Origin of the sequence: Mucilaginibacter lappiensis, assembly GCF_050433765.1 — a bacterium.
In the GTDB taxonomy this organism is placed as follows: Bacteria; Bacteroidota; Bacteroidia; order Sphingobacteriales; family Sphingobacteriaceae; genus Mucilaginibacter; species Mucilaginibacter lappiensis_A.
Genome location: NZ_JBNPWP010000007.1, coordinates 297,306 through 323,265, shown reverse-complemented (window position 1 = coordinate 323,265; position 25,960 = coordinate 297,306). Strand labels below are relative to the sequence as shown.

The following is a 25,960-nucleotide window of genomic DNA, read 5'->3' as shown; positions in this document are numbered from 1 at the left end:
ATAAAGCCTTTTAATTATGTAATTACATGTAGTATCTGTTTATTATATTTGTACTATAATGCAGCTGTCAACAGATGATATTCAAATACTTAGAGATTACTTTTCCGGCAAGCCGGTAATAAAGGCGTACTTATTTGGCTCATATTCACGTGATGAAGCTGACAAAAACAGTGATGTAGATATACTGGTTGATCTTGATTATTCAAAACATATAGGCCTGGGTTTTGTAACTATGCAATCAGATATTCAACAAAAACTCCAAAAACCAATCGACTTAGTTTCCTCCAAAGCCATATCTAAACGCCTGTATCCTTTCATAGAAAAAGATAAAATTTTAATATATGAAAGGTAAAATGGGCGACCGCCAGAGGTTGCTTCATATAATAGAAGCAATTGATGAAATTCATGCCTATACGCTAAATTGAAAGAAAAAACCTTAACCGCTTTAGAAATTATCAGCCAATAATTTTGATAGAATACATTTCCCCGATTAATTGTAATTTCAGCGCTATTAATCAGGTTTACATGAAAAAAATATTTTTAATTACTATTGCCTCTTTATTAACGTCTGCTGCTATTGCGCAGCAGGATGTACAAAAAGCCATTTACTATTCCATATCGTTTCCAAACGCGGCACATCACGAAGCAGAAATTGTGATGACTGTACCCCAGGCACCCGATGGGCCATTACGTTTACGCATGAGCCGCTCATCTGCCGGGCGTTACGCAACACATGAGTTTGGCAAAAATATTTATAATGTTAAGGTAACTGATATTGACGGCAATGCGCTCCCAATTACACAATTAGAGGGCGACTTATATGAAGTAACCACTCATCCGGCCAATATAAAAGTTAGCTATACTCTGTTTGGCAACTGGACCGATGGCACCTACACCAGCATTGACCCCAGCCATGCACACCTGAATATGCCTGCCACCTTTATGTGGCTTTTGGGCCAGGACAAAAGATCAGTTAAGTTTGAGTTTAATGACCTTGATAAATACGGATGGAAAGTTGCCACTCAACTAAAGCACGAAGGCGCAAATGTATACAGCGCACCTAACCTGCAGTACATGATGGATAGCCCTACCGAGCTTGCCAATTATAAAATAACCAGCTGGGATGTAGTAAACGCCGACGGCAAAAAAGAGAAGATCAATGTAACCATCCACTCAGATGATGACCAGGCCGCGGTTGATAACTTCGGCAAAATGGTACAAAAGATGGTACTGGAAGAAAAAGCCGTGTTTGGCGAGTTGCCTGCTTATGATTACGGTGAGTATACATTTTTAACAGATGTTTATCCAACCACATCAGGCGATGGGATGGAACACCGCAACTCTACCTGTATTGTTGACCCGCTTGATAAAGTGGCCGGTAACGAAAACGGCCTTTTGGGCATATTCTCGCACGAGTATTTCCACAGCTGGAATGTAAAGCGCATCCGCCCAAAATCATTGGAACCTTTTAATTTTGAACATGCCAACATGAGCAGCGAACTTTGGTTTGCCGAAGGCTTTACCCAATACTATGGCGAACTGTTGCTTACGCGTTCAGGGTTTAATACCCTTGATGATTATGCCCGTACCCTGGGTGGCCTTATTAACCAGATCCAGAACACCCCGGGAGCAGCAAAATACCCGGCCACACAAATGAGCCGTTATTCGGTATTTGCAGATGCCGGTGTATCTATCGATCCAAACAATAATGTTAATGATTTTACCAGCTATTATACTTATGGTGGCGCCATAGCACTGGCGCTTGACATGCGTTTGCGCAGCGAATTTAACCTAACCCTTGACGATTATATGCGCCAGGTTTGGCTTGCACGCGGTAAGGTCATGAAACCATATACCATTCCTGATCTGCAAAACGATCTGGGCAAGGTTACCAACAACCCCAAGTTTGCTGCCGATTTCTTTAAACGCTACATTTATGGAACCGACAAAAATAATTATGAAGAACTGCTGGCTAAAGCGGGCTTAATGCTACAGAAAGCACAACCGGGCAAAGCATGGGCAGGTTCATTAGCCTCTACCCCGGGCCGTGGCCGGGCCGGGCAGCAGCGTGCAGCCGGGGCCGAAGGTTTACCTATCCTATCAAGCACCATAATTGGCACACCTGTTTATAAAGCGGGCCTTGATGCCGGTGATGTTATTTTAAAAGCCGATGGCCAGGCCATCACAGATCCAAAATCATTTTCAGACGTACTTGCCAGTAAAAAACCCGGCGATAAAATAACCGTTAACTATAAAAACCGTACCGGCGCTCATGAAACAACCATAGTACTGGAAGAAAGCCCGTACCTGGAAGTGGTTACCTTTGAAAAAGCCGGCAAACAGTTAAGTAAAGAACAGGAGACTTTCCGTAATAGCTGGTTACAGTCAAAAGTTAAATAAGCGGGCTATAGCTCCCATAAAAATGAAATATTAAACAAATAAAAATGAAAAGATATTTAGTAACAATTGCCTTATTAGCTGCTTCCATAAGTAGCTTTGGGCAGGACGTAAATAAACTGATTGGCCAGGATGATGTAACGCGCATCATCAAAACCCTGTCGGCCGATGATATGCAAGGCCGGGCCACATTTACGCCAGGTATTGAAAAAGCAGCCGCTTTTATTGAAAGCGAATATACTAAGGCAGGACTAAAGCCCCTGACCGGCAATACGGGCTATCGTCAAAATTTTACAATGATCCGTTCAACACCTATAAAAACAACTGCTACCATTAATGGTAAGAGCATACCTGTTGATAGCCTTTTTGCATCAGCCGGCGCGTCATTTAATTGGGCAAACAATAGCGATGTACAGGTAGTGCAGTTAGGTGCCGAAAAAAACTTCAGAGAGGAGTATCTGGCTGCTATAAAAAGCGGTAAAAAAATGCTCGTCCTGGTCGACCCTAATTTTCAGGCCATATTTAAACGTGTACGTAACCATATTTTAACTGGCAGCGCGAGTTTTAAAACAGATAACAACCAGGCTCTGGTATTTGTGCTGGGCAAGTTTGACAGTGTAAAATCGTTTGAGGTGAGTTATGAAGGCAAAACAGAAGAATTGCCTTTATTTAATGTTGCGGGTATGATACCCGGTAAAACCAAGCCCGATGAGTATGTTGTTTTTTCGGGCCATTATGATCACCTTGGTATCATAAAACCAATGGAGGGCGACAGCATTGCCAACGGTGCCGATGATGACGCGTCAGGAACAACAGCGGTGATCTCTTTAGCCAAATACTATAAAAAACTAAACAATAATGCCCGTACGCTTATATTTGTGGCCTTTACCGCCGAAGAGATAGGCACATATGGTTCACAATATTTTGCTACCAAAGTTGATCCTGATAAAGTTGCGGCCATGTTCAATATTGAAATGATAGGCAAGGCATCAAAATTTGGTGAAAATTCGGCTTTTATAACAGGTTTTGAGCGCTCAAACTTTGGCACTATATTACAAAATAACCTGCAGGGGACCGTCTTTAAGTTTCACCCTGACCCTTACCCCGATCAGGACTTGTTTTACCGCAGTGATAATGCCTCATTAGCCGAAAAGGGTGTGCCCGCGCATACCATATCAACAGATCAAATTGACATTGATAAACTTTACCATACCGTAAAAGATGAGTTTAGTTCGCTTGATGTAAGCAATATTACTTCAACCATCAGAGCCATAGCGTTAAGCTCGCGCAGTATAGTTTCGGGCAAGGATACGCCTACACGGGTGCCTAAGCCGGAGAAATAAAGATAAAATTTGTACGAGTTATTGTATACCGGCTAAGACTCACCCCGGCATCGCTACGCTCGCCGCCCCTCTCTTCAGCTTCGCTGGAAAGTGGGTTAAGAAGAAAAATAAGTTTGTCATGCTGAACATAGTGAAGCATCTATTATTCGATATACATGTTGTTGAATAGATCCTTCGTTGCTCAGGAAAACAGTTAAAATGAAAGCATTTAATCCCCTCTTTCCGCCGAAGGCGAAGAGAGGGTGGTCGAGCGAAGCAATGACCGGGTGAGTCAATTCTTCGCTCATAAAATTCCTCCACCATGAAAAACATACTCAAAATAGCGGTAGTAGGGCCAGAGTCAACAGGAAAATCAACCATGTCTGATTACCTGGCTGCGCATTATCATACCATCGCGGTACCCGAGTATGCCAGAGGGTATTGCGAAAAATTAACCGAACCCTGCACCTGGCAGGATGAGATCAACATGTTTTACGGGCAACTGGCGCTCGAGGCAGAACTGCTGCCCAAAGCCAATAATATCCTGATCTGCGATACTACTTTCATCACTGTAAAAATATGGAGCGACCAGATGTTTGGTCGTGCCCCCCAGGAAGTACTGGATGAATTGCCCAAGCACCCCTATGATCTTTACTTGCTGTTAAATATCGATTTGCCCTGGCAGGATGACCCGCTGCGTAATTTCCCCACCCTGCGCGAACATTTTATGAATATTTGGTACAAAGAACTTGATGCATTGCAGGCCCGGTACGTACTCATATCAGGTACCGGTACCGATAGGTATGACAACGCGGTAAAAGCTATTGATGATTTTTTGACCGTTGATATTGTCTGAACCGGGATATTGTCTGAACTCAGATTAAACAGATTAAAGGATTACCCGGATTTTTATAAGAAATCGTAATAATCCTTTAATCCTAAAAATCCCGGTTCAGACAAATTAATCGCGGTTCAGGCAATAATTGGCGGTTCGGCAATATGTCCGGACAAAAAAATCTAAGTTCCAACAAATTATTTTTCACAATGATGCAACGTTGTAAAAACTGGTGCGTCATTTAACCTGAAGCTTAACATAATTTGGAAGCCATATTTATTGACAAACATTACAACCTGGTGGTTGAGTGCAAGCAGGGAAGCAAAAAAGCCTGTTACGAATTGTACCGTTTATATTCAAAAGCGATGCTGAACATCGCCTTTAGGATAGTGGGCAATATTGGCGAAGCTGAAGATGTTTTGCAGGAAGCTTTTCTGGACGCTTTTAACAAGCTTAAAGATTTTAGACAGGAAACAACATTTGGTTTGTGGCTTAAGCAAATTGTGGTTAACCGCTCCATAAACCTGCTGCGAAAACGCAAGCTGGAATTAATAGAGCTGGAAGTTGATCATCTGGAAAATATACCCGAAGAGGAAAATGAGGATGAAGAAGAGGTACAATACCAGGTGGCCATGGTTAAAGAGGCCATGAAACAACTGCCCGATGGTTATAGGGTAGTACTGTCGCTTTACTTGCTTGAAGGTTATGACCACGAAGAAATAAGTCAAATATTGAACATATCAGAAAACACCTCAAGAACCCAGTTTTTGAGAGCTAAAAGAAAATTAATGGAAATTTTAAAAAGAAAAGGAACAGTATCATGAGCAAGCGATTTGAAGATTTCATTAAAAAGAACAGGGAGGAGTTTGACGAGGTTGAACCATCGGCAGATTTGTGGAGCAAAATTGAGCAAAGCTTAAATTTGCAGGAGGAACTGCCAAAAAAGCCGGCAACAAAAACTTTTTCTCTTGCTTTCGTGCTTCAGGTCGCGGCATCGGTAATCGTGATCATGGGAATAGGTTTCGGGGTATACCTGCAAAGCCAAAAAGGCGCAAAAGGAATTGACCTTGCAGCCATTAACCCCGAATATGCTAAACAGCAACTGCATTATGCATCGCTTGTTGAAACTAAACTTACCGAACTTAAATCAGTTGCCAAAACCGACCCGCAACTATACAAAGAGTTTAGCGCCGAAATAGCTAAAATGGATTCTACCTATAAAAGACTCAATAGTGATTTAGCCACCAGCCCCAACCAGGAACGTGTTTTACGTGCAATGATCCGGAACTTGCAAATACAAACCGAGGTGCTTAATCAGCAATTAAGTGTGATAGAACAATTCAATCAAATGAAAAAAGATCAACAAAATGAAATCAAAAATATTTAAACAGTCCCTGCTGACTGTTGTGGTTTTATTAACCATTAGCGCAACTTGCTTTGCACAGGAAACACCTGCTGCACCTCCGGCCCCACCTGAACCGCCTAAACAGGCTCCGGTACAGGAAATGTCTCCATGGAACAATGCTGACTTTCAGTTAAAAATGAAAGACATGAAAGTGAAATTGAAAGACATGCAATTTAAAATGAGTAAAATTCAAATGCCAAAATTCAAGTATCAGATGAAGTTGAACATGAAGAATTTTGACAAGCAGTTTAAGCATCTTAACAAAAACCTGGTTTTTAAAATGGATAGCTTAAAAACCTTCAAGCATACATTTAAATTTAACGATAGCCTGAATTTTGCCTATGAGTTTACCAACATAGCACCTCAAATTGCCTATGGATTTAAAGACTTCGACACAAATCTTAGCTTTAACTACACCGACGATAACAACCAGAAGAGTGATGATGGCGTTGAAAAAACTAAAAGCTACAGCAAAAGCTATACAGTTGATGGTAACGATGTAATAAACATTGATAACCGTTTTGGAAAAATAACTGTAAATACCTGGGCAAAAAACGAAGTAAAAGTTGATGTACAGATAAAGGTAGCGGCAAATGATGAAGATAAAGCGCAAAAGCTATTGGATAACGTAACCATCAGGGATAGTAAAGACGGGGCAGGCGTATATTTCAAGACCAATATCAATGCCAATAATGATGATAGCTCATGGTCGCTGTTTGGCGGCAAACATAACAATGTGCGTAAAATGGAGGTAAACTATACCGTGTACATGCCTGTAAAAAACCCAATGAACATAAGCAACAAATATGGCAGTACTGACCTGCCCGATTTGGAAGGTAAACTAACCATCAATAACAGCTACGGAAGTCTTGTGGCCAAAGCCCTGAGCAACCCCGGTAACCAGATCACTGTAAAATACGGCAGCGCCACCATTGGCGCGCTTAATGGCAGCGATTTGGATGTTGCTTATGGCAGCTTAAACCTGGGCGAGTGCAATAAACTTAATGCCGATATTAGCTACGGTTCGGCAAAAATTGGCCGTATTACTACTTCTGGAAACATCAATGTAAAATTCAGCGGCGCTTTAAGCATAGGCGATGTGGATAAAAACGTAAAAAACTTAGCTGTAAACGCGTCCTATTCAAGTGTTAAGCTTGGCCTCAGTGGCGATCAAAATGCCGACTTTGATGTAACCGTACGTTATGGCAGCTTTAACTATGGTGGTAATGATGTTAACATTACCAGTAAAACCCCTTCAGATAGTGAAAGAGGATTTAATCCTACCAAGAATTACAAAGGGCATTTAGGTAAAGGCGGAACAGATAGAACCATAACCATTAACTCGAGCTATGGCAGCGTAAGCTTTAATTAAACACTATATATTTAACACTAATTCATTAACCCCTGTCATTTTCGGCAGGGGTTTTGTTATTTTAGGGCGAAAATAAATCTCAACCCTATGGAAATATTTGCCAATGCCGAATCATGGATCTCGCTAATTACCCTTACGTTATTGGAGATAGTTTTAGGGATCGATAATGTGATCTTTATATCCATTTTGTCTGATAAACTCCCGGCAAAACAACAGGCCAAAGGGCGCAGGATTGGTTTAGCCATGGCCATGATCACCCGCGTTTTGCTGCTGCTATCTATAAGTTGGGTAATGACACTTACTGCTCCCATATTTAGCCTGGGGCACCTTTTCAATATAACTGATGCCGACTGGGCCGAAAAATTAGCCATTTCGGGCCGCGACCTGATCCTGATCATTGGCGGGCTGTTCCTGATATATAAAAGCACAGCCGAAATACACCATAAAATTGAAGGCGACGACGAAAACCCTGAAATCGTAAAGCCACACAGTTTTTGGGGTACCATTGTTCAGATCATGTTGCTGGATATCGTTTTCTCGCTCGATTCTGTGATCACCGCCGTGGGTATGGCCAAGCATGTCGAGATCATGATCATTGCCGTAGTAATTGCAGTAGGGATCATGATGTGGGCATCAAACGGCGTGGCTGGATTTGTAAACAAGCACCCTACCGTAAAAATGCTGGCATTATCTTTTTTACTACTGATCGGTGTTTCGCTTTTAGCCGAAGCCTTTGAGCAGCATATCCCCAAAGGATACATCTATTTTGCCATGGCATTTTCCGTACTGGTTGAAATGCTGAATCTGAAAATGAAAGCGAAGAGTGGAAAAAAGACTGTGAGAGTCAAGAAATAAGAATAGGATTAGTAAAAGTATGGCCGGTGCGATTCCCTCCCTTGGGAGGGGCAGGGAGGGGTTTCTCCAATTAATCTCCTAAAAGATGATATTAAATTATAACCAAAATAATTCCTTATGATCCTAAATTAAAATCATTAGCTCGTAAGCTGAGAAAGGATATGACTTTTGGTGAAGTATTGTTATGGAATGAATTGAAAAAAAATAAACTATTCGGATTTGATTTCGACCGCCAATGCTGCATTGATAATTATATAGTCGATTTTTATTGTAAAAACTTAATGTTGGTTATTGAAATTGATGGCATATCGCATAATTATGAAGAAGCTTTCAATAGGGATGAATTAAGGCAACAAAAGTTAGAAAGCTTCGGAATACAATTCCTGCGTTTTTCGGAAGCAGAAATAAAGAATGATATGCTAAATGCAATTAGAACAATTGAAAGCACAATAATCAATATGGCGAAAAATGATCCTTCTATTAAATTACCTAAGGAATTTGATTGAGGGTTATTGAAATGAAAGATTTAACTTTAATGGAGTAGAGAAACCCCTTCCTACCCTCCCAAGGGAGGGAATCGCACCGGCCCGGCTTTTTTAATTTTAACCTTGTACTCAGCATGACAAAAAAAAATTGTCCCCTGATTCTAACAGTCCTTACTCTCTACTTCCCTCTTAAAATACCCTGCAAAGCAACCCTTTCAAATACTCACCTTCCGGGAACGATGCCCTTACCGGGTGATCTTCGGGTTGATGGAACTGGTAAATAAATTGCACCTGTTTGCCGGCATCCAGGGCGGCCCAGGCTATTACCTGCTTAAAGGTTTCCATATCCATAGCCCCCGAGCAGGAATACGTGGCCAGTAGCCCCCCATCGTTCAATAGCAGCATACCTAAACGGTTCAGGTCTTTATAAGCACGTGAAGCTCGGGTCAATGCAGAGCGTGATGGCGCGTACTTGGGTGGGTCGAGTACAATGATGTCAAACTTTTCGCCATCATCCCTGAATTTGCGTAGTTGCACATTTACATCAGATTTGATGGCCGTATGACTTGTTGCATCCAGTTTATTAAGCTGTACATTTTCCTTTAATGTTTCAATAGCCAACGCCGAGCTATCCACACTGGTTACAGACGAGGCGCCATTTTTTAAGCTGTTGAGCGTAAAGCCACCGGTATAGCAAAAGCAATCCAGCACTTTTTTCCCTTTGGCGTATGATGCCAATATATGCCTGTTATCGCGCTGATCACAATAAAAGCCCGATTTTTGACCCTCAGTGATATTGATGCCGTAAACAATATTGTTTTCCAATACTTCCACTATTTCGGGTGGCGGATTACCGACCAGCATCTTATTCTCCGTTTCGGGCAAACCTTCATGCGCACGGGATGTGGCATCACTTTTATCAGATATGCTTTCGGGGTTTAACAGTTTTTGTAACTCATCAATAATTACCGGCATCATCTGCTCCATGCCCGATGTAAGTACCTGCACAGCCAGGTGACCGGCATATTTATCAACTATTAAACCGGGCAAATAATCAGATTCACTGAAAACCAGTCGGCAAGTATTAGTTCCGTTCTCCAATACATTGGCACGGCTTTTTACCGCTGTAGCTAATTTATTACGGAACCAGTCGTCATTAATTTCAACTTCTTCGTTCCATTCCAGGAGCCTTAAAGCCACCCGCGATTGATCGTTATAAAAACCATAGGCCATAAAATCGCCTTTTGAGTTGAGCAGGCGCACCACATCGCCATTGGCCGGCTTGCCCTTTACCTTTTCAACAGCGCCCGAAAACACCCAGGGATGTTTTTGCAAAACAGCTTTTTCTTTACCTTTATTTAAAACAACATCAATCATAGCTGCAAAGGTAATAAAAAGCTAAAGGCAGAAAGCTTAAAGCAAAAAGCATATTAACTACGGCAGCTTCCGGTTTTCTACCTTTAGCTTTCTGCTTAAATTAAACTTTTGTAAAATTTATTACTCCAACACAATATTTCCCGATTAAAAACATTTGGTATCTTAGTATCGAAAACATAAACATGAGAAAAACTTACTTATTTTTAGTTACCATGCTATTGGCATGTGTAAGCTATAAAAGCTACGCGCAGGTACCCCGCATACCTGAGGCAAGTTCAACCCAAACCATAATCCAGGATTTTGGATTAGGCAAAATTACGGTCACCTATTCAAGGCCAAATGTTAAGGATCGCAAAATATTTGGTGGCATTATACCTTACGGAGAAGTTTGGAGAACCGGCGCTAACGCGGCTACCACCATTACCTTTACCGAAAGAGTAGTTATTGAGGGCAATCCTGTACCGGCTGGCACCTATTCGCTTTTCAGCATCCCTGAAAAAAGCGAATGGACCATTATCCTGAACAAAACCGTTAAGCAATGGGGCGCATACAGCTACAAACAGTCAAATGATTTTTTACGATTTAAAATAAAACCTATCCGCGTAAGCGAAAAAAGGGAAACATTTACGATGGCGTTTGCAAACTCAAACACCAAATCAACCGATCTGTATTTAGTATGGGACCACACAGCTGCCGCAATACATATGGAAACTGATGATGATGCCAAGATCACAGCCAACATTGATGAACTGATGAAGGGCGACCGCAAGCCATATTACTTTAACGCCATACAGTACTATTACGAAAATAATAAAGATGTTGACAAAGCTTTAGGTTGGGTAGCCGAGGCAGAGAAGATTGACCCTAAAGGCCCGTGGTATAAATTGTGGGAATCTCGCTTGTTATTAAAGAAAGGCAATAAAGCTGGCGCTATAGCAGCAGCCCAGGCCGGACTTCAGCTTGCCAAAGACAGTAACGATGATGAATACACCAGACTGAACCAGGAAGCATTGGATCACGCTAAAAGCTATTAAGATATATTTAAAGAATTACAGGCCCGGTTCAGTTTGAGCCGGGCTTTTTTGTGGAATTACTTTGTTCAATATATAAGCCAGTATAATTAACAAAATGCACCCAACCGCATTAAGCCACAAATAAGCTATCGCATCAAAATACCCCAAAATGCATATCACGGCTTCGGTTATTATCGCGGCTGTAAAAACGGCATTCCCTCTTATTTTTTTAAGGTAGAACGCCACAATAAACACCCCTAAAATAGTTCCGTATATATATGAACCTAATTGGTTCACGGCCTCAAGCAGGTTGCCAATACGGCTTGCATAAAGCGCCATGCCTATACAAACCACGCCCCAAAATACAGTAGCCAACCGCGATGCATTTAAGTAGTTTTGCTCTGATGCATTAGGGTTCACGATGCGTTTATAAATATCGACCACGCTGGTTGAGGCCAGGGAATTTAAAGCGCTGGCTGTTGAACCCATGGAGGCCAGGAAAATAATGGCAACCAGCAAGCCTATAAGCCCTTTAGGTAGGTACTGGGTAACAAAGGTGAGGAATACATAGTTGGTATCATTACCATCAGCCCCGGCGCTGCTTTTTTTCATTAAGGCAATGGCATCCTGCCTGATGATGCGGGATTGCATATCGGCTACTTTTAAAGCATCCTGAGCATGATCTATTTGTTCTTTATCTTTACTATCGATAGCCTTGATCAAATCATTGGTCTTAACTTTCTTTTGCTCAAAGGCTTGGGTATATTGCTGGTCGAGGTAATTATATTGGGTAGCATAACTGCTTTGTTTAACCTTATTTACCTCGTAATTATTAAAAAACATAGGCGGTCTGTTAAACTGGTAAAAGGCAAAAACCAACACCCCTATTAACAGGATCATGAACTGCATGGGTATTTTTATCAAACCGTTCATGATAAGCCCCAACCGGCTTTGCCCTACTGAGCTACCTGTTAAATACCTGCCTACCTGGCTTTGGTCGGTACCAAAATAAGATAGCTGCAAAAAGAACCCGCCAATAAGCCCGCTCCAGATATTATACCTGTTGTCTGGGTCAAACTTCCAGTCGATAACGTTCATACGACCCAGCTTACCCGCCATTTTAAGTGCATGCGTAAAGCCAACCCCAGCCGGCAATAAGCTTACCACCAGAATGCCCGCCAAAAACATTCCCGAAAAAATAATACTCATTTGTAGTAGTTGGGTGTACGATACCGCTTTACTGCCGCCATAAACCGTATAAAATATAACCAGTCCGCCAATAAACAAGGTGGTATAAACTGTATTGATATTAAGTATTGTTGATAAAATAATAGAGGGTGCGTAAATAGTTATCCCGGTTGAAAGCCCGCGCTGAACCAGGAACAAAAATGCAGTAAATGCCCGCGTCTTCAGATCAAACCGCTGCTCCAGAAATTCGTAAGCTGTATATACTTTAAGGCGATGAAATATGGGGACAAAGGTGATGCAAAGTACGATCATGGCCAGTGGCAGCCCAAAGTAAAACTGCACAAACCGCATCCCATCTGAGTAGGCCTGCCCCGGAGCCGATAAAAAGGTGATGGCACTGGCCTGGGTGGCCATAACCGAAAGCCCTACGTGGTACCAGGGTAATGACCGGTTACCCATTAAAAACTGATCGATGTTTTTATTGCTGCCGCTTTTCCATACACCGTAAAGTACTATGGCAAATAGCGTTGAACCTAAAACTATCCAATCAGTTAAACTCATTCAAAAAATCTTGTAATGAGCCAAAATAATAAAATTAAAAAAACCAGCCATGCGACCACAATGCCGTAAAACTGGTTCCAATTACTTATAAATGAGGGCAGATCAGGATCACGCCTTTTCACCACGGCCTTTAACCAAAACGGTTATAAAGAAAGAGGCAGTTAATAAGCCCAAAACACCACCAACAAATATCCATGTAAATCCTTTATCAATTATTGCTCCTACAAAAAGGCCGGATACCAATCCTACCAGGTAGTATACAAAATCCAAGTTTTTTTCTTCTTCTTTGTGATGTTTCATATTACTGTTTTTATAACGGGAACAAAAATAGGTGATTAATTGATTTTTACCAAAAAAACTAATTGGTGTACTTAAACTGTTACTTTTTTAAATTTGCCCTGCCAGGCCAATTGAAGCATAACGGGCAAATGCCTCTTAGCGCAAGTCTTCAACAGGCTCAAACTGACATGTCTTTTTTTATATGGAGCCCTTTGGTTTACTCAATAAATTAATGAACAAACGGTATGCTCCCGGTACGCCTGCAGGCAATTCCCTAAAGAAAGCCAGCGATGTATAAACAAAACGGCCCTTCCCATAATCAGCAACTATCAGTGCGCCATTATTAGGTTGTTCGCCTTTGTCATTCATCTGCAAAATGGCTTTATATTGCGGATCGATATCGTTTACAAAATATAGGCCGCGTTCCTGTATCCAGCCTTTAAAATCATCCTGTGTAATTTTATTAGGATAATTCAATACCGGGTTTTGCTTATCTAAAACAATAACCTCGGCATCCTCGTCGGTAACCCTTTGGTTAACCACCTTGAAAGGATACGGGCCTATTTGTTTTACAACCAACCCGGCGTTATTATTATACTGCACCAATAAATTGCCGCCATTTTTAACATAATCCATTAACCGCGATTGTTCATAGGCCAGTCTTTCATTTACGTTATAGGCACGTACCCCGGTAATAATGGCATCATATACCGATAGATCGGCGTTCATGATCTCATTTTCTGATAGCAGCCGTACATCATACCCAACCTGGCGCAGGGCCTCTGGCATCAAATCGCCGGCACCCACAATATAGCCTATTTTTTTACCCGCAATTTTCATGTTGAGGTTCACCAATTTTGCTTCTGACGGCGGAAACAAAGTAATAGCCGGTACATGATCATACCTGATGCGTCGCAGGGCCAGTGAAAAAGGTTTTTCGTTAGCGGTTACAACAAACTGCAAGCAATCTGTCCGGGGTTTACTATCAGTGGGCACCACTGTGAAAGCCACGGCCCATTCATCGTTTTTGGTTTTACCGGCAAAATCAATTTTTTCGGGACTTATTTTCCAGCCGGCAATCGGTTTTAAACTGATACTTCCGCTGGCATTGGTAAAGCTCTTTAATTTTATCTGAACCACCTGCGGCTGCTGGGCATTAAAAATATAATCCTGGCTTTCAACATTGGCAGTAACAGGCGGGGTAATTTCCAACGGCTGGTAAACTTCGCCCCTAACCGGGTCAACATATTTATATAGTAACCTGCGTTCAAAACGTACAGGCTTACCTTCAATAATAAATTCAAAATCAACTTTTGGCAGGTCAGGGTTCTCTGGGTTGCCGGCAAGGGTGTCGTCAGGAATGTTATATGAACCTATGGGATGCGGCACTTGCAGCCAGTAAGGCTGTGTAATTTTATCGGCAATACAAGTTTGTTCAAATGTTTGTAATTGATTAGCCGGAATCACTTTACTATCCAAATTTGAGGCATTGCCCTGGCAGCTAATGCTGTTTATTTTTACCCGGTTGCTATACCTGTTTACCACCTGCGACCGTATCCGGATCTCATCGCCCAGTGCATAAGTTGGCTCCGCGGTGTAAGCCTCAAACCACAGCCCCGCACAGGCAGCTATCAGGTTGCTTAGCTCTTTTGTTTTTTGTGTGCGCCAATAGGTATCTGATATTTTTTCAACGCGGCCAAGCAACTGTACAAGTGCCGGCACTGATTTTTCAGGGGCTTCGGCGTTAAAATCCCTGTTAATGATACCTATGCCTGCCCCAATAGTTTCACCATCCTTTACCCTTTTCCAGGTGGTGTTAACACCATCCATCAGGTCATTTTGCGGAGCATCACCTAAAATGGTTTTAAAATATTCATAAAATTCTCCACGTTGCTTAGCCGAACCAAAGCCCTGTGTTTTATGATTGCTGCGGCTTTCGGCAGCTATTTCGCCGTAACCTTTACCCAAAACCGGGTTGTAAACACCTACGTTTATTTTAAATTGATCAGCGGCGGTAGTATTTACACTTCCAAAACTGAAAGTGTTCCATAACAAACGTTTGGCCTGCCAAGGCTGCACATATTTTAATTGTTCAGGGTAACGCTTAGGATCGGCAGCGGCAGCAAATGCTTCCTGCGCTAATATGGCCGATGAAGTATGATGTCCATGGCCCCCCTCGCCTGTTGTAGGGAAACGGCATATCATTACATCGGGCCTGAATTTGCGGATCACCCAAACCATATCGCCCAATACTTTTTCCCTGTCCCATATTTTCAGGGTTTCTTCGGGCCCTTTTGAAAAACCAAAATCATTGGCCCGGGTAAAAAACTGTTCGGCGCCATCAATCTTTCGTGCAGCTAATAACTCTTGCGTGCGTATCAACCCCAAAAGTTCACTCTGCTCATTACCAATTAAATTTTGGCCGCCATCACCACGGGTAACAGAAAGATAACCTGTACGGTAATGCTTTTCCTGTGCCAGGTAAGCCAGTAACCGGGTGTTTTCATCATCAGGATGCGCGGCTATATACAATACGCTGCCCAGCGTGCTCAGTTTTTTAAAATTTTGCTGTATGCTGCCCAGATCGGTTGGTGGTGAGGTTTGTGCTGCTGCAAATGTGGATAGGTATAAAAATACTGTAATGAGGTTGATCCGCTTCATGGTAACAAATATATTGAAAGATACATATTAACGAATTTATGTATCAATAATATAACAATGTGCAAAATGCTTTATTATGAAAAACATAACAGTTTAAACATATAATTAAAGAATTCAAAAAATATTGAGCCTATAAAAACAATTCTGTCATTCAATAGTAATGATTAATCAAACGATTAGTTTTTTGCCCCTGACTATTAGGCACTAATCAATCGTTTGATTAGTTTTGTGCCGTTAAAAAAATGGACAAAGATAAAATAGATAAAAAAGACCATATCCTGGATGTTGCCGAGCGCATATTTGCAGATATGGGTTATGATGGAGCCTCAACCCGCATGATCTCGGGCGAGGCCGCTGTGAACATGGCTATGCTTAATTATTATTTCGGTTCAAAAGAAGGCTTGTTCCTGGCAGTTATAGAGCGTAAGATCACCTCGTTTCAAAACATATTACAAAGTCTGGGCAGCGCTGAAAATACCAGTTCCTGGGAAAAAATAGAAGCGTATATTGAAATATATGGCGAGCGGGTAGTAAATAATAACTGTTTTCAGAAATTATTATATCAGGAGTTAACCATGAACCGCCGCACAGAACTTGCAGAAAAGATCCGTAACATCCTGATGAAAAGTGTATCGGAGCTATTCAGGATATTACAGGAAGGAATAGATAATGGTGAGTTTCATAAAGATACGGACATGCAAATGGTAGTAGCTACACTTTATGGCACCAAAAACTTTATCCTTAACACACCGCTCATGTCGTCGACAATGTTGGGATACGATATTACGGACGATAATATATTGGAGGAAACATTTAAACCCCGCATAAAAAAATATTTAAAAAACCTCTTAAAAGCATATTTAGTTAATGAAAATGACAACTCAAAATAAAAAACCCCATCACCTTACACTGTTAAGAGCAGTGCACCACATCTGCCTTTATGCTTTTACGTTTGTAATAGCAGGTGTGCTATTTGCCGAAAGTGCGAATGCACAGGACAGAACCATTACCTTAGATGAAGCGATAAAACTGGGCCTTGATAACAGCAAGACTTTAAAACTATCGCAATCAAAAGTTGAGCAGGCTGTTTCTGAGTATAACCAGGCCAAAGACGAAGCCTTGCCAACCGGCAAGGTAAGCTATGGCTACAATCACGCCGAAATTCCGGCCAACAAACTGGCATTAGGATCCGAGAGCTTTAATTTACCCAACAGGGCCGATGCTTATCTGGGTATACTTACTTTGAACCAAACTATTTTTGGTGGCAATAAATTAAAGTACGCCCGCCAATCAACTGATTTACTAACCCAGGTTGCCCGTTTAGATGTAACTAATGATAAGGATCAGATAACTTATGATATTATCAGTTCATATTACAGCCTGTACAAGGTATTGCAAAGCAAAAAGGTAGTTGCTCAAAACTTAACCACCATTGACGCGCAAATAAAACAGGCACAAAGGTTTTTTGACCAGGGACTTGTAACTAAAAATGATGTGCTGCGTTTCCAATTGCAAAGATCAAATATCGAACTTAACGGTATCGATCTGGAAACCAACCGCCGCATTATTAACTACAACCTTAATGTTTTATTGGGCTTACCCGAAGGTACGCAGTTAAACATTGCGCAAATAACCGAAGCAGACAGGCAGGTAGCCCCACTGGCCAATTACCTGGATACCGCTATGATCAGCAGACCGGAATTACAGCAGTTTGATTTGCGTACCAAAGTGGCCGAAACCAATGTAAAAACCATCAAGGCTAATACATTGCCAACGCTTGGAGCATCAGCCGCCGCATATTATGTGGATGTGAGCTCAAACCCGATACCTAAAAGCGGCCAGTTCATTACGCCGCTATCGGTAGGCTTAACCCTGTCATGGAACTTTGGCTCATTATGGACCAATAAAAACAAGGTTACTGAAGCTAAAATACAACGCGAACAAACGGTTATCAATAAGAGTATTTCTGTTGACCGTATAAAAGACGAAGTGAACCAAAACTACCAGAACTACACCATGGCTTTAGATAAGATAAAGCTTTTACAAACATCAATTGAGCAAGCCGGCGAGAACAATAAAATACTCGAGTCGAAATATAAAAGCAATATAGCATCAGCCACTGATCGTGCCGATGCCGAAACATTGCTTTACCAGGCGCAGATCAATCTTGAACTGGCCAAAGCCGATGCGGGACTTGCTTACTATACCCTATTAAAATCAACTGGAAAAATCAACAAATAATAATACTAAACCAATCAATAAAATGGCAAAGGAACAAGAAACACAGGATAAAAAGAAACCGAGTAAAGTAATTCCAATCATATTAGGAGTGCTGCTTATTGGCGGTATTATTTTCGGGATAAAAGAATATATATATTATGGTAAACACATTGATACTGATGACGCGCAGATAGACGGCGATATAAGCCCGGTTGTTACCCGCGTTGGCGGCTATGTTGATTCGATTTACTTTGAAGAGAACACGCATGTAAAAGCAGGCCAGGCTTTGGTTAAAATTGATGACCGCGACTATAAAGTTAGGTTGGAGCAGGCACAGGCAGCGCAAGTAGGTGCAAGCGCTGGTATAAATGTTAATCAATCAGAAATTTATGCCAATGAAGCAAATTCATCAAGCGCCAGAGCGCAGGTTGCATCAAATGCCGCCCGTTTGGATAAGGTTAAAAAGGACTATGCACGTTATGCCAACCTGGTAAAAGATGGTTCAGTAACACAACAGCAATTTGACCAGGCTAAAGCCGATCTTGATGTGGCACAGGCTAACCTGAGGGCATCACAAGACCAGTACAAAGCAGCGCAGCAACAAATTGGTACTACACGCAGTCAATTAAAGGTTACCAACACTGGTGTATCACAAAAGCAGGTTGATATTGATTTTGCAAAACTGCAACTAAGCTATACTACTATTAAAGCGCCATCAGCAGGTTTAGCCTCAAAAAAGAGCGTTCAGTTAGGTCAGTTGGTACAAGCCGGACAAACATTGTTTTCCATTATTAACGACAATAGTTTGTACATAACCGCCAACTTTAAGGAAACACAGCTTGATGAGATGAAAAGCGGTCAAAAGGTTGACATTGAAGTTGATGCTTATCCAGATCTGAAGCTGGAAGGCCAGGTTTATAATTTTTCGCCGGCTACAGGTGCTAAGTTCTCCTTGCTGCCTCCTGATAATGCAACCGGAAACTTTGTAAAGGTTGTACAACGTGTTCCTGTTAAAATAAAAATAAACGCCAGTAAAGAGGTGATGGATAAGTTACGTCCCGGAATGAGCGTAAAAGTTTCTGTAATTAAAGGATAAATAATATGGCTGAAACAGGCTTTAAAAAATGGATCATCACCATTACGGTTATCATAGCCTCCCTACTGGAGCTTATTGATACCACAATCGTGAACGTATCGCTGCCCGATATACAGGGTAATCTTGGTGCTACACTGGAAGATATTGCCTGGGTAGTTACCGGTTACGCTGTAGCAAACGTTATTGTACTTCCCATGTCAGGTTGGCTGGGAAGCCGTTTCGGGCGTAAAAACTATTTTATAACATCCATCATTGTTTTTACCATCGCTTCATTTTTATGTGGTAATGCAACCAATCTTAATGAACTGGTATTATTCAGGATTTTGCAAGGTATAGCAGGCGGTGGCTTGATATCAACCTCGCAGGCTATACTGATCGAGACCTGGCCACGTGAACAAATAGGTACAGCTACAGCATTGTTTGGTTTAGGCGCTGTAGTTGGTCCTACTGTTGGGCCTACTATTGGAGGTTATATTACTGATCACTCTTCATGGAGATGGATATTTTATGTAAACATTCCGGTTGGCGCGCTGGCGGCATTTTTTGCCTACACCTTTGTGCGCGAAACCCCCAAGGATGAAAAGGGTAAACCTGTTGACTGGTGGGGCATTGGTTTGCTGGCAGTTGCAGTAGGTAGTTTACAAACCATATTGGAAAAAGGCGAATCGGAAGATTGGTTTGCCACACCGTATATCACTGTGCTTACCATTACGGCCATATTAGGATTGATCCTTTTTATATGGCGCGAAATGAGTATAACTTACCCGATTGTGAACTTTGCTATATTAAGACACAGGAGCTTTGCAGTGGGGATGTTCACCTCCTTCATACTCGGTTTCGGGTTATACGGATCAGTGTTTGTATTCCCCATATTTTGCCAGAACCTGCTTGGCTTTACGGCACAGCAAACGGGCGAAATCTTATTTCCGGGTGGGTTGTGTACCATTATTATGATGCCATTTATAGGTAAAATGCTTAATAAAGGTATTCCGGCCCAGTTTATGGCAACCGGCGGTATGTTCCTGTTCTTTGTGTTCACCACCATGCTAAGTAACTCCACACTGGCCATGGGTACAGGCAATTTCTTTATACCATTGGCAATACGCGGTGTGGGAATGGCCTTATTATTTGTGCCATTAACCACCCTGGCCATTGCCGATTTAAAGGGGCCCGAAATTGGGCAGGGAACGGGCTTAAACAACATGATGCGCCAGTTAGGCGGTTCATTTGGTATAGCTACCCTTACAACTATTATCCATGTTAGGCAAGGGGTACACCGGAGTAATCTTTTAACAAATATTACATCTACCAATCCGGCGTTTACTGACCGGTTTAATGCATACCTGCATGGTTTTATGGCTAAGGGCCACTCCCTGATAGATGCTACACGTATGGCTTATGGAGCTATAGAAGGCGCCCTTACCAAACAGGTACTATTATTAACCTATGACGATGCCTACTGGATATCTGGTTTGGTTATGTTATTCTCCATACCGTTATTGTACTTGCAACCTTTCAAAAAGGCAGTTAAAATGCCGGTTGACGCGCATTAAAATGATAAAAGCCGTTCCACTATTACTTGGAACGGCTTTCCCCAAAAAAAATTAACAATTAAAATTTAAGTAATCGCCCCGAAGACAAAGTTGCTTCCAAAAAAGATCTTGCAGAGTCAGGGGGGTGTTTAATCTTAGGTATAAATTTAGAAGTTTTTAATTAACAAACACAAATTAATTCGGTAATAAACTACAATTTGTGAAAAAGACATGAAATTTGTGAACTTCATGTCTTTTTTTTACATAAAATGGTAATATTTTAAAAAACTATCTTTCCGGTAGATGTTATCAGGGATGCAATACGCATTGCATCAAAAATACGCTCTTCGGTAGTTGATAATTTTATTAATGAATCTTCATGAGCATTAACGCACATCTCACAACCGTTAACGGCAGAGATAGCCAGGCTCATCAATTCAAAAAATTCTTTACCGGTTACCGGTTTCATCATCAGCTGCATACGGATACGGGCCGGGATCTGGGTATATTTTTCCTTTTGGGTAAAATGCCTAAACCTGTAAAACACGTTGTTTGATGCCAGTAAAGAAGCACAGCCAACAGCTTCGGCTATCTCAGCAGCATCGGCTCCCTGTTCCTCTGCATAGGTAGTAAAATAGATAGTAAGGGGCTTGTTATTGTTATTTACAGCGGTACTTAAACCTAATAAAGCACACTCTTTAGCTGTTAAATGAGCCGATGTAAGTGTACTTGTAAAGTTCAGCTTTAAGTCGCGCAGGTAACGTGATTCGCCTTTTTCAAGCAGAGTAAGGGCTTCTGTTCTGTAATCTTTATCTAATCCAATACTTTGCAATATTTCCTGGATCACTTCGGTACTTTCGTTCATGTTTTTTGTGCTTAAAGCAAAAAGCCTAAGGCTTAAAGCAAATTATGATTTAAATAGCTTTCGGCTTTCTGCCTTAAGCTTTCTGCTTATAAAGTGTATAAAAAATCCCCGCACAGAATTAAAATGTACGGGGAATATGGAGATTAACAGGGGTATTAAACGGTAAGAGTTTCCTGACCTTTTTCCCAATTACATGGGCAAAGTTCGTCGGTTTGTAAACCATCAAGTACACGTAAAACTTCCTTAACATTACGGCCAACGCTTAAATCGTTAACAGATACCCAACGGATGATACCGGTAGGGTCAACAATAAAAGTAGCACGGTAAGCAATTTTTTCGGTTGGCTCCAATATACCAAGATCCTCAGCCAATGATTTTGAAGTATCGGCAAGCATCGGGAATTTAAGATCGCGCAGATCATCATGATCGCGTCTCCAGGCAGCATGAACAAATTCAGAATCAGTTGAAGCACCAATTAAACGGGTTTCGCGGTCACGGAACTCACCATAGTTTTTGTTAAACTCAGCAATTTCAGTTGGGCAAACAAAAGTAAAATCCTTTGGCCACCAGAACATTACAGTCCAAACGTTATCATCGTTCACCAGGTAGTCAGAAGTTAGTGTTTCAAACTCTTTGCCTTTTTCAAGACTTGTTACGGCAATTTTAGAAAATTGGGGGAATTTTTGTCCTATCGTTAACATATTTGCTATTTCTTTATTATTTATGCAAATATAAACTTTTTAAGGCTGCCGCCGAATACTAATAATCTATATCATATAGATTTTATTTATACATGATTTAAATCATATAATTTATAACTATTTATATAAAAATACTCATAAAATCATTGTACAGTATAAAAAGCGGCGTATTATATACGCCGCTTTTAAAGAACTTAAACATCGGCTCACAGTATGAACTTGGTACTCAGGAAATTGGAATCATTATTATTCACAATTTCATTGAGGATCTGTTTATTGGCCTCATTCATTTTAGTGGCTACTAAGGAGCGTATAGAGAAAGCCCTTAGTGCATCAAATACCGAAAGCGTACCCTCGGCACTGTCTTTACGCCCGGTAAACGGAAATACATCGGGCCCGCGCTGGCACTGGCTGTTGATATTTACCCGGCTTACCAGGTTCACAAAAGGATCAATTAATGATGATACCTCTTTGGCATCGTTACTGAATATACTCACCTGCATACCATGCGGCGAATCTATCTGGTAATCAATAGGTTCTTCAATCGACTCAAAAGGAATTACCGGTATCACCGGGCCAAACTGCTCCTCGCGGTACAGCTTCATTTTTTCGTTTACAGGGTAAACAATAGCCGGGTAAAAGAATGAGGCAACGGTTTCGCCGCCATTTTCATTAATAATTTTAGCGCCGTGGGTAATGGCGTCATTAACTATGTCTGTTAAATAGTCGGTCTTGTTGGCTTCGGGCAGCGGGGTAAGTTTTACATCTTTATCCCAGGGCAACCCAAATTTAAGCTTTGATACTTCCTCACTTAACAGTTTCAAAAACTCATCGGCAACATCCTTGTGTACAAATATCACTTTTATGGCAGTACAGCGCTGTCCGTTAAATGACAATGCGCCTAAAACACATTCACTTACAGCCAAATGCAGGTCGGCGTTTTTTGTTACGATGGCTGCGTTTTTAGCATCAAGACTAAGCACCGCCCGTAAACGGTTTATCTTAGGATGGCGTTTTTTAAGGTCATTGGCCACCTTGCTTGAGCCAATAAAAGCAAGCACGTTGATTTTGCCGGTTTGCATTAAACCCGGGGTAACCACTGCACCGCGGCCATAAACCGTATTAACCACGCCTTTCGGGAACGACTCCTGGAAAGCCCTTAACAATGGGTAATGCAATAGCGTACCATGCTTAGGTGGTTTAAATAAAATAGTATTGCCCATAATAAGGGCAGGTATCAGGGTAGTAAAAGTTTCGTTAAGGGGATAGTTAAATGGCCCCATACACAACACCACACCCAACGGTGAGCGGCGAATCTGGGCTATCAGCCCTTCGGCCATTTCAAACCGCGACGACTTTCGGTCAAGCTCCTTCAAAGCATCAATAGTAGCATTGATATATTCAACGGTACGGTCAAACTCTTTTGCCGAATCGCCATATGATTTACCAATTTCCCACATCAACAACTTTACCACGAGGGTGCGTTGTTCAATCATTTTGTAAATAAAGCGCTCCATACATTTGATCCGGCCATCAATGCTCATAGTGGGCCATTCGCCGCGGCCATTATCATAAGCAGCAATGGCCGCCTCAAGAGCGTCATTAGCTTCCTCTTCGGTACAAATGGGGTATGTACCTATTAGCTTACGTTCATATCCATCGGGTGTAGGGAAACAAACGGGCGAGTAAACTTCGCTCACCGGCCCAATCCATTGTTTCATTTCGCCGTTGCAAAGGTATTCCCGCTGGTGCACTTCTTCTATTTGGAATTCGGCCGGTATCTGGCTTTCCTCCACAAATATCGAACTGATCTGGTCTTGAAAACTCATATTTAACTGGTATTTGATTTCTATAAAGATAAAAAAAGCCTGCTTTTATTAGCACGCTTTTTATTAGAAATACAATTGATTACCAATTTTTCAATTTATGCCGATTCTTTATACAGCACCATGCCGGCATGGTAAAAAACGCCATCCCTAAAATCGCCATCGGCTGTAAAACCGGTATCGTCCAGATATTCTACATGCTTACCCCTAATGGTATAAAACCCGGTGTACGCGCTTTTTTTATTACCACGAGCCTCATCATAACGGCCGTTTGGTAAAAATTCATGGCGTATGTAACCATCCCTTGTTACCCAAACGCCTATATGCTGATCTTTCTCCATGTTATATTAAAATCCTGTTGATGTTGTTAACGATTTCCATGCTTCCAGTTCATTTTGAACTAAAGCTATTTTTTGCTGTGCGAAATCATAAGCATCCGCGCCCAGGAACAAATTGAGCGGAGCTTCCGGCTCATTCGTTATCCTGATCATGGCCGCTGCCGCCTTTTCCGGATCGCCAGCCTGTTGATTGTCCATATCGTTCTGATGCCAGTTTACTGTATCACGCACATTTTGATAGGCATCTATCTGTTTTTTAGGAACTACAAGCGATCCCTCGGAAAGGAAATTGGTGCGGAAATATCCGGGCATTACTATGGTCACCTTTATACCAAAGGGTTTAACTTCTGAATACAATGCCTCAGAAAAACCATTAACCGCGAATTTAGTAGCACAATAAATCCCGCCACCCGGTGCTCCTCCGGTAAATCCTCCAACCGATGATATATTAAGAATATGACCCGATTGCTGTTCGCGCAAATAAGGCAATACCTTACGAATCACGTTTAAAGAACCAAACACGTTTACGTCAAAGTTATTACGAGCTTCCTCGTCGGTTAACTCCTCCAAACCGCCAAGCAAACCATAACCGGCATTGTTAACCACTACATCAATTTTGCCAAAGGTGCTTACTGTTTTTTCAATAGCCTCCTGCACGCTGTCTTCATTTTTAATATTCACAGCAAGCGGTAAAAACTGATCGCTATGGTTATCAACAGCCTTATTCAGGTCGCTCAGGTTTCTTGAAGTAGCAGCCACGCGATAGCCTTCTGCTAATAATTTTTTTACTAAAGTGAGCCCTAATCCTTTAGAGGCTCCGGTTACAAACCATACTTTTTTATTTTCCATTTTATTTTTTGTTTTTTAGGTAGATGTTATGAGTGATGCCGTTACCTGGTTTGCCCGAGTGGCCTTAATACTACATCGTTCACATTGATATTACCAGGCTGACTTATAGCGTATACAACAGCGTTGGCAATTGCCTCCTCATCCATCTTGGGCATGTTTTTTAAATTCCCGTAAAGAGCCCGGATCTTAGGGCTGGTAATGTCATGTCCCAGTTCAGATTGTGTAGCGCCCGGGTAAATGGTAGTTACTTTTATTATCCGGGTTACTTCTTCGCGCAGTGTTTCCATAATGGCCTTCACAGCAAACTTGGTACTGCTGTAAACCCCAATACCCGGCGACGTTCTTAAACCACCTACTGATGAAGTAGCCAAAATATGCCCCTCGCCTCTCGCTATCATATGCGGCAGTACGGCATTAATACCATACAATACCCCTTTGATGTTGATATCGATCATCCGGTCCCATTCTTCTACAAGTCCTTCGTCAAAAAAAGAAATGGGCATAATACCTGCATTATTCCATAAAACGTCAATATGCCCGAATTTGGCAATCGCCTGTTTAATAAGGCTATCAACGTCCGCACGTTTGCTCACATCTGTTATTACATATATGGCGTTATCCCCCAGTTGGTTTACCAGGGACTTTAACTGATCTTCCCGGCGCGCGGCCAAAACCACTTTAGCGCCAAGTTCAATCAGTTTGCGGGCAGCAGCCGCGCCAATGCCACTGCTGGCGCCGGTAATTACAATAACTTTGTCCTTAATGTTTTCCATGATGATTATC

Annotated in this window: 24 protein-coding genes; 14 read left to right on the top strand and 10 right to left on the bottom strand. The window is 41.7% G+C overall.

The window, feature by feature from the left end; translation table 11 throughout:
* Nucleotides 1-58 precede the first annotated feature (58 nt).
* The 9 genes from M2273_RS21540 to M2273_RS21500 all read left to right on the top strand — a co-directional run bounded on the left by M2273_RS21540 (nucleotide 59) and on the right by M2273_RS21500 (nucleotide 8,692).
* Entirely contained in the window at nucleotides 59-352 is a 294-nt protein-coding gene (locus M2273_RS21540; protein WP_429399838.1) for a nucleotidyltransferase family protein, read from the top strand.
* Between the two features lie 173 nt (nucleotides 353-525).
* Nucleotides 526-2,400, top strand: coding sequence for a M61 family metallopeptidase (locus M2273_RS21535; RefSeq protein WP_429399837.1), 1,875 nt, complete (start codon nucleotides 526-528; stop codon nucleotides 2,398-2,400).
* Nucleotides 2,401-2,444: 44 nt separating this feature from the next.
* Nucleotides 2,445-3,740 (top strand): M20/M25/M40 family metallo-hydrolase, encoded by a 1,296-nt coding sequence (locus M2273_RS21530; RefSeq protein WP_429399836.1) that lies wholly within the window; start codon nucleotides 2,445-2,447, stop codon nucleotides 3,738-3,740.
* A gap of 301 nt (nucleotides 3,741-4,041) precedes the next feature.
* The gene (locus tag M2273_RS21525; protein ID WP_429399835.1) at nucleotides 4,042-4,575 is read left to right on the top strand and encodes an AAA family ATPase; all 534 of its coding nucleotides are present in this window, start codon (nucleotides 4,042-4,044) and stop codon (nucleotides 4,573-4,575) included.
* Between the two features lie 242 nt (nucleotides 4,576-4,817).
* Nucleotides 4,818-5,378, top strand: coding sequence for an RNA polymerase sigma factor (locus tag M2273_RS21520; protein ID WP_429399834.1), 561 nt, complete (start codon nucleotides 4,818-4,820; stop codon nucleotides 5,376-5,378).
* Complete coding sequence (locus tag M2273_RS21515; protein ID WP_429399833.1) at nucleotides 5,375-5,941, top strand: hypothetical protein; 567 nt, start codon at nucleotides 5,375-5,377, stop codon at nucleotides 5,939-5,941. Before M2273_RS21520 ends, M2273_RS21515 begins: the two co-directional genes overlap by 4 nt.
* On the top strand, nucleotides 5,922-7,331 hold the full coding sequence (locus M2273_RS21510; protein ID WP_429399832.1) for a hypothetical protein: 1,410 nt from the start codon (nucleotides 5,922-5,924) through the stop codon (nucleotides 7,329-7,331). Before M2273_RS21515 ends, M2273_RS21510 begins: the two co-directional genes overlap by 20 nt.
* Nucleotides 7,332-7,418: 87 nt before the next feature.
* Nucleotides 7,419-8,186, top strand: coding sequence for a TerC family protein (locus M2273_RS21505; RefSeq protein ID WP_429399831.1), 768 nt, complete (start codon nucleotides 7,419-7,421; stop codon nucleotides 8,184-8,186).
* Nucleotides 8,187-8,281: 95 nt separating this feature from the next.
* On the top strand, nucleotides 8,282-8,692 hold the full coding sequence (locus tag M2273_RS21500) for an endonuclease domain-containing protein (RefSeq protein WP_429399878.1): 411 nt from the start codon (nucleotides 8,282-8,284) through the stop codon (nucleotides 8,690-8,692).
* A 168-nt stretch (nucleotides 8,693-8,860) separates the two neighbouring features.
* Here the strand turns inward: M2273_RS21500 and M2273_RS21495 are convergent, their stop codons facing one another.
* The gene (locus M2273_RS21495) at nucleotides 8,861-10,048 is read right to left on the bottom strand and encodes a class I SAM-dependent rRNA methyltransferase (RefSeq protein WP_429399830.1); all 1,188 of its coding nucleotides are present in this window, start codon (nucleotides 10,046-10,048) and stop codon (nucleotides 8,861-8,863) included.
* A 182-nt stretch (nucleotides 10,049-10,230) separates the two neighbouring features.
* Here M2273_RS21495 and M2273_RS21490 point away from each other — a divergent pair, with 182 nt between their 5' ends.
* Nucleotides 10,231-11,082 carry a DUF2911 domain-containing protein gene (locus tag M2273_RS21490; protein ID WP_429399829.1) on the top strand — a complete coding sequence of 284 codons (852 nt, stop codon included), beginning with the start codon at nucleotides 10,231-10,233 and terminating at the stop codon, nucleotides 11,080-11,082.
* Between the two features lie 15 nt (nucleotides 11,083-11,097).
* Here M2273_RS21490 and M2273_RS21485 read toward each other — a convergent pair whose 3' ends face one another.
* The 3 genes from M2273_RS21485 to M2273_RS21475 form a co-directional block, all read right to left on the bottom strand.
* A complete protein-coding gene (locus M2273_RS21485) occupies nucleotides 11,098-12,810 on the bottom strand; it encodes a sodium:solute symporter (protein WP_429399828.1) in 1,713 nt (570 codons plus the stop codon).
* 108 nt (nucleotides 12,811-12,918) lie between these two features.
* Nucleotides 12,919-13,110, bottom strand: coding sequence for a hypothetical protein (locus tag M2273_RS21480; RefSeq protein WP_429399827.1), 192 nt, complete (start codon nucleotides 13,108-13,110; stop codon nucleotides 12,919-12,921).
* Between the two features lie 177 nt (nucleotides 13,111-13,287).
* Nucleotides 13,288-15,750 carry a PIG-L family deacetylase gene (locus tag M2273_RS21475; protein ID WP_429399826.1) on the bottom strand — a complete coding sequence of 821 codons (2,463 nt, stop codon included), beginning with the start codon at nucleotides 15,748-15,750 and terminating at the stop codon, nucleotides 13,288-13,290.
* Nucleotides 15,751-15,992: 242 nt separating this feature from the next.
* Here M2273_RS21475 and M2273_RS21470 point away from each other — a divergent pair, with 242 nt between their 5' ends.
* Genes M2273_RS21470 through M2273_RS21455 form a run of 4 tightly spaced genes read left to right on the top strand, consistent with a single transcriptional unit; the run spans nucleotide 15,993 to nucleotide 20,619 of the window.
* Complete coding sequence (locus M2273_RS21470) at nucleotides 15,993-16,640, top strand: TetR/AcrR family transcriptional regulator (RefSeq protein WP_429399825.1); 648 nt, start codon at nucleotides 15,993-15,995, stop codon at nucleotides 16,638-16,640.
* A complete protein-coding gene (locus M2273_RS21465; RefSeq protein WP_429399824.1) occupies nucleotides 16,624-17,991 on the top strand; it encodes a TolC family protein in 1,368 nt (455 codons plus the stop codon). The genes M2273_RS21470 and M2273_RS21465 overlap by 17 nt, the downstream gene beginning before the upstream one ends.
* Before the next feature lie 22 nt (nucleotides 17,992-18,013).
* Complete coding sequence (locus M2273_RS21460) at nucleotides 18,014-19,066, top strand: HlyD family secretion protein (protein ID WP_429399823.1); 1,053 nt, start codon at nucleotides 18,014-18,016, stop codon at nucleotides 19,064-19,066.
* Nucleotides 19,067-19,071: 5 nt separating this feature from the next.
* A complete protein-coding gene (locus tag M2273_RS21455; RefSeq protein ID WP_429399822.1) occupies nucleotides 19,072-20,619 on the top strand; it encodes a DHA2 family efflux MFS transporter permease subunit in 1,548 nt (515 codons plus the stop codon).
* A 259-nt stretch (nucleotides 20,620-20,878) separates the two neighbouring features.
* Here M2273_RS21455 and M2273_RS21450 read toward each other — a convergent pair whose 3' ends face one another.
* From M2273_RS21450 to M2273_RS21425, 6 genes are all read right to left on the bottom strand, one after another.
* Complete coding sequence (locus M2273_RS21450) at nucleotides 20,879-21,463, bottom strand: carboxymuconolactone decarboxylase family protein (RefSeq protein WP_429399821.1); 585 nt, start codon at nucleotides 21,461-21,463, stop codon at nucleotides 20,879-20,881.
* A 155-nt stretch (nucleotides 21,464-21,618) separates the two neighbouring features.
* A complete protein-coding gene (locus M2273_RS21445; RefSeq protein ID WP_429399820.1) occupies nucleotides 21,619-22,164 on the bottom strand; it encodes a peroxiredoxin in 546 nt (181 codons plus the stop codon).
* A gap of 206 nt (nucleotides 22,165-22,370) precedes the next feature.
* Nucleotides 22,371-23,993: an NADP-dependent glyceraldehyde-3-phosphate dehydrogenase gene (locus M2273_RS21440; protein ID WP_429399819.1), complete on the bottom strand. Its 1,623-nt coding sequence runs from the start codon at nucleotides 23,991-23,993 to the stop codon at nucleotides 22,371-22,373.
* A 95-nt stretch (nucleotides 23,994-24,088) separates the two neighbouring features.
* A complete protein-coding gene (locus M2273_RS21435; protein ID WP_429399818.1) occupies nucleotides 24,089-24,331 on the bottom strand; it encodes an Atu4866 domain-containing protein in 243 nt (80 codons plus the stop codon).
* 6 nt (nucleotides 24,332-24,337) lie between these two features.
* The gene (locus M2273_RS21430; protein WP_429399817.1) at nucleotides 24,338-25,177 is read right to left on the bottom strand and encodes an oxidoreductase; all 840 of its coding nucleotides are present in this window, start codon (nucleotides 25,175-25,177) and stop codon (nucleotides 24,338-24,340) included.
* A 41-nt stretch (nucleotides 25,178-25,218) separates the two neighbouring features.
* Nucleotides 25,219-25,950 (bottom strand): SDR family oxidoreductase, encoded by a 732-nt coding sequence (locus M2273_RS21425; protein WP_429399816.1) that lies wholly within the window; start codon nucleotides 25,948-25,950, stop codon nucleotides 25,219-25,221.
* Nucleotides 25,951-25,960 lie beyond the last annotated feature (10 nt).

Coding starts and splice junctions, on each gene's coding strand:
- M2273_RS21510 (WP_429399832.1), top strand. CDS start 5,922: ATGAAATCAAAAATATTTAAACAGTCCCTGCTGACTGTTGTGGTTTTA.
- M2273_RS21475 (WP_429399826.1), bottom strand. CDS start 15,750: ATGAAGCGGATCAACCTCATTACAGTATTTTTATACCTATCCACATTT.
- M2273_RS21435 (WP_429399818.1), bottom strand. CDS start 24,331: ATGGAGAAAGATCAGCATATAGGCGTTTGGGTAACAAGGGATGGTTAC.
- M2273_RS21445 (WP_429399820.1), bottom strand. CDS start 22,164: ATGTTAACGATAGGACAAAAATTCCCCCAATTTTCTAAAATTGCCGTA.
- M2273_RS21530 (WP_429399836.1), top strand. CDS start 2,445: ATGAAAAGATATTTAGTAACAATTGCCTTATTAGCTGCTTCCATAAGT.
- M2273_RS21425 (WP_429399816.1), bottom strand. CDS start 25,950: ATGGAAAACATTAAGGACAAAGTTATTGTAATTACCGGCGCCAGCAGT.
- M2273_RS21450 (WP_429399821.1), bottom strand. CDS start 21,463: ATGAACGAAAGTACCGAAGTGATCCAGGAAATATTGCAAAGTATTGGA.
- M2273_RS21515 (WP_429399833.1), top strand. CDS start 5,375: ATGAGCAAGCGATTTGAAGATTTCATTAAAAAGAACAGGGAGGAGTTT.
- M2273_RS21455 (WP_429399822.1), top strand. CDS start 19,072: ATGGCTGAAACAGGCTTTAAAAAATGGATCATCACCATTACGGTTATC.
- M2273_RS21480 (WP_429399827.1), bottom strand. CDS start 13,110: ATGAAACATCACAAAGAAGAAGAAAAAAACTTGGATTTTGTATACTAC.
- M2273_RS21490 (WP_429399829.1), top strand. CDS start 10,231: ATGAGAAAAACTTACTTATTTTTAGTTACCATGCTATTGGCATGTGTA.
- M2273_RS21525 (WP_429399835.1), top strand. CDS start 4,042: ATGAAAAACATACTCAAAATAGCGGTAGTAGGGCCAGAGTCAACAGGA.
- M2273_RS21430 (WP_429399817.1), bottom strand. CDS start 25,177: ATGGAAAATAAAAAAGTATGGTTTGTAACCGGAGCCTCTAAAGGATTA.
- M2273_RS21460 (WP_429399823.1), top strand. CDS start 18,014: ATGGCAAAGGAACAAGAAACACAGGATAAAAAGAAACCGAGTAAAGTA.
- M2273_RS21485 (WP_429399828.1), bottom strand. CDS start 12,810: ATGAGTTTAACTGATTGGATAGTTTTAGGTTCAACGCTATTTGCCATA.
- M2273_RS21505 (WP_429399831.1), top strand. CDS start 7,419: ATGGAAATATTTGCCAATGCCGAATCATGGATCTCGCTAATTACCCTT.
- M2273_RS21465 (WP_429399824.1), top strand. CDS start 16,624: ATGACAACTCAAAATAAAAAACCCCATCACCTTACACTGTTAAGAGCA.
- M2273_RS21470 (WP_429399825.1), top strand. CDS start 15,993: ATGGACAAAGATAAAATAGATAAAAAAGACCATATCCTGGATGTTGCC.
- M2273_RS21495 (WP_429399830.1), bottom strand. CDS start 10,048: ATGATTGATGTTGTTTTAAATAAAGGTAAAGAAAAAGCTGTTTTGCAA.
- M2273_RS21535 (WP_429399837.1), top strand. CDS start 526: ATGAAAAAAATATTTTTAATTACTATTGCCTCTTTATTAACGTCTGCT.
- M2273_RS21440 (WP_429399819.1), bottom strand. CDS start 23,993: ATGAGTTTTCAAGACCAGATCAGTTCGATATTTGTGGAGGAAAGCCAG.
- M2273_RS21540 (WP_429399838.1), top strand. CDS start 59: ATGCAGCTGTCAACAGATGATATTCAAATACTTAGAGATTACTTTTCC.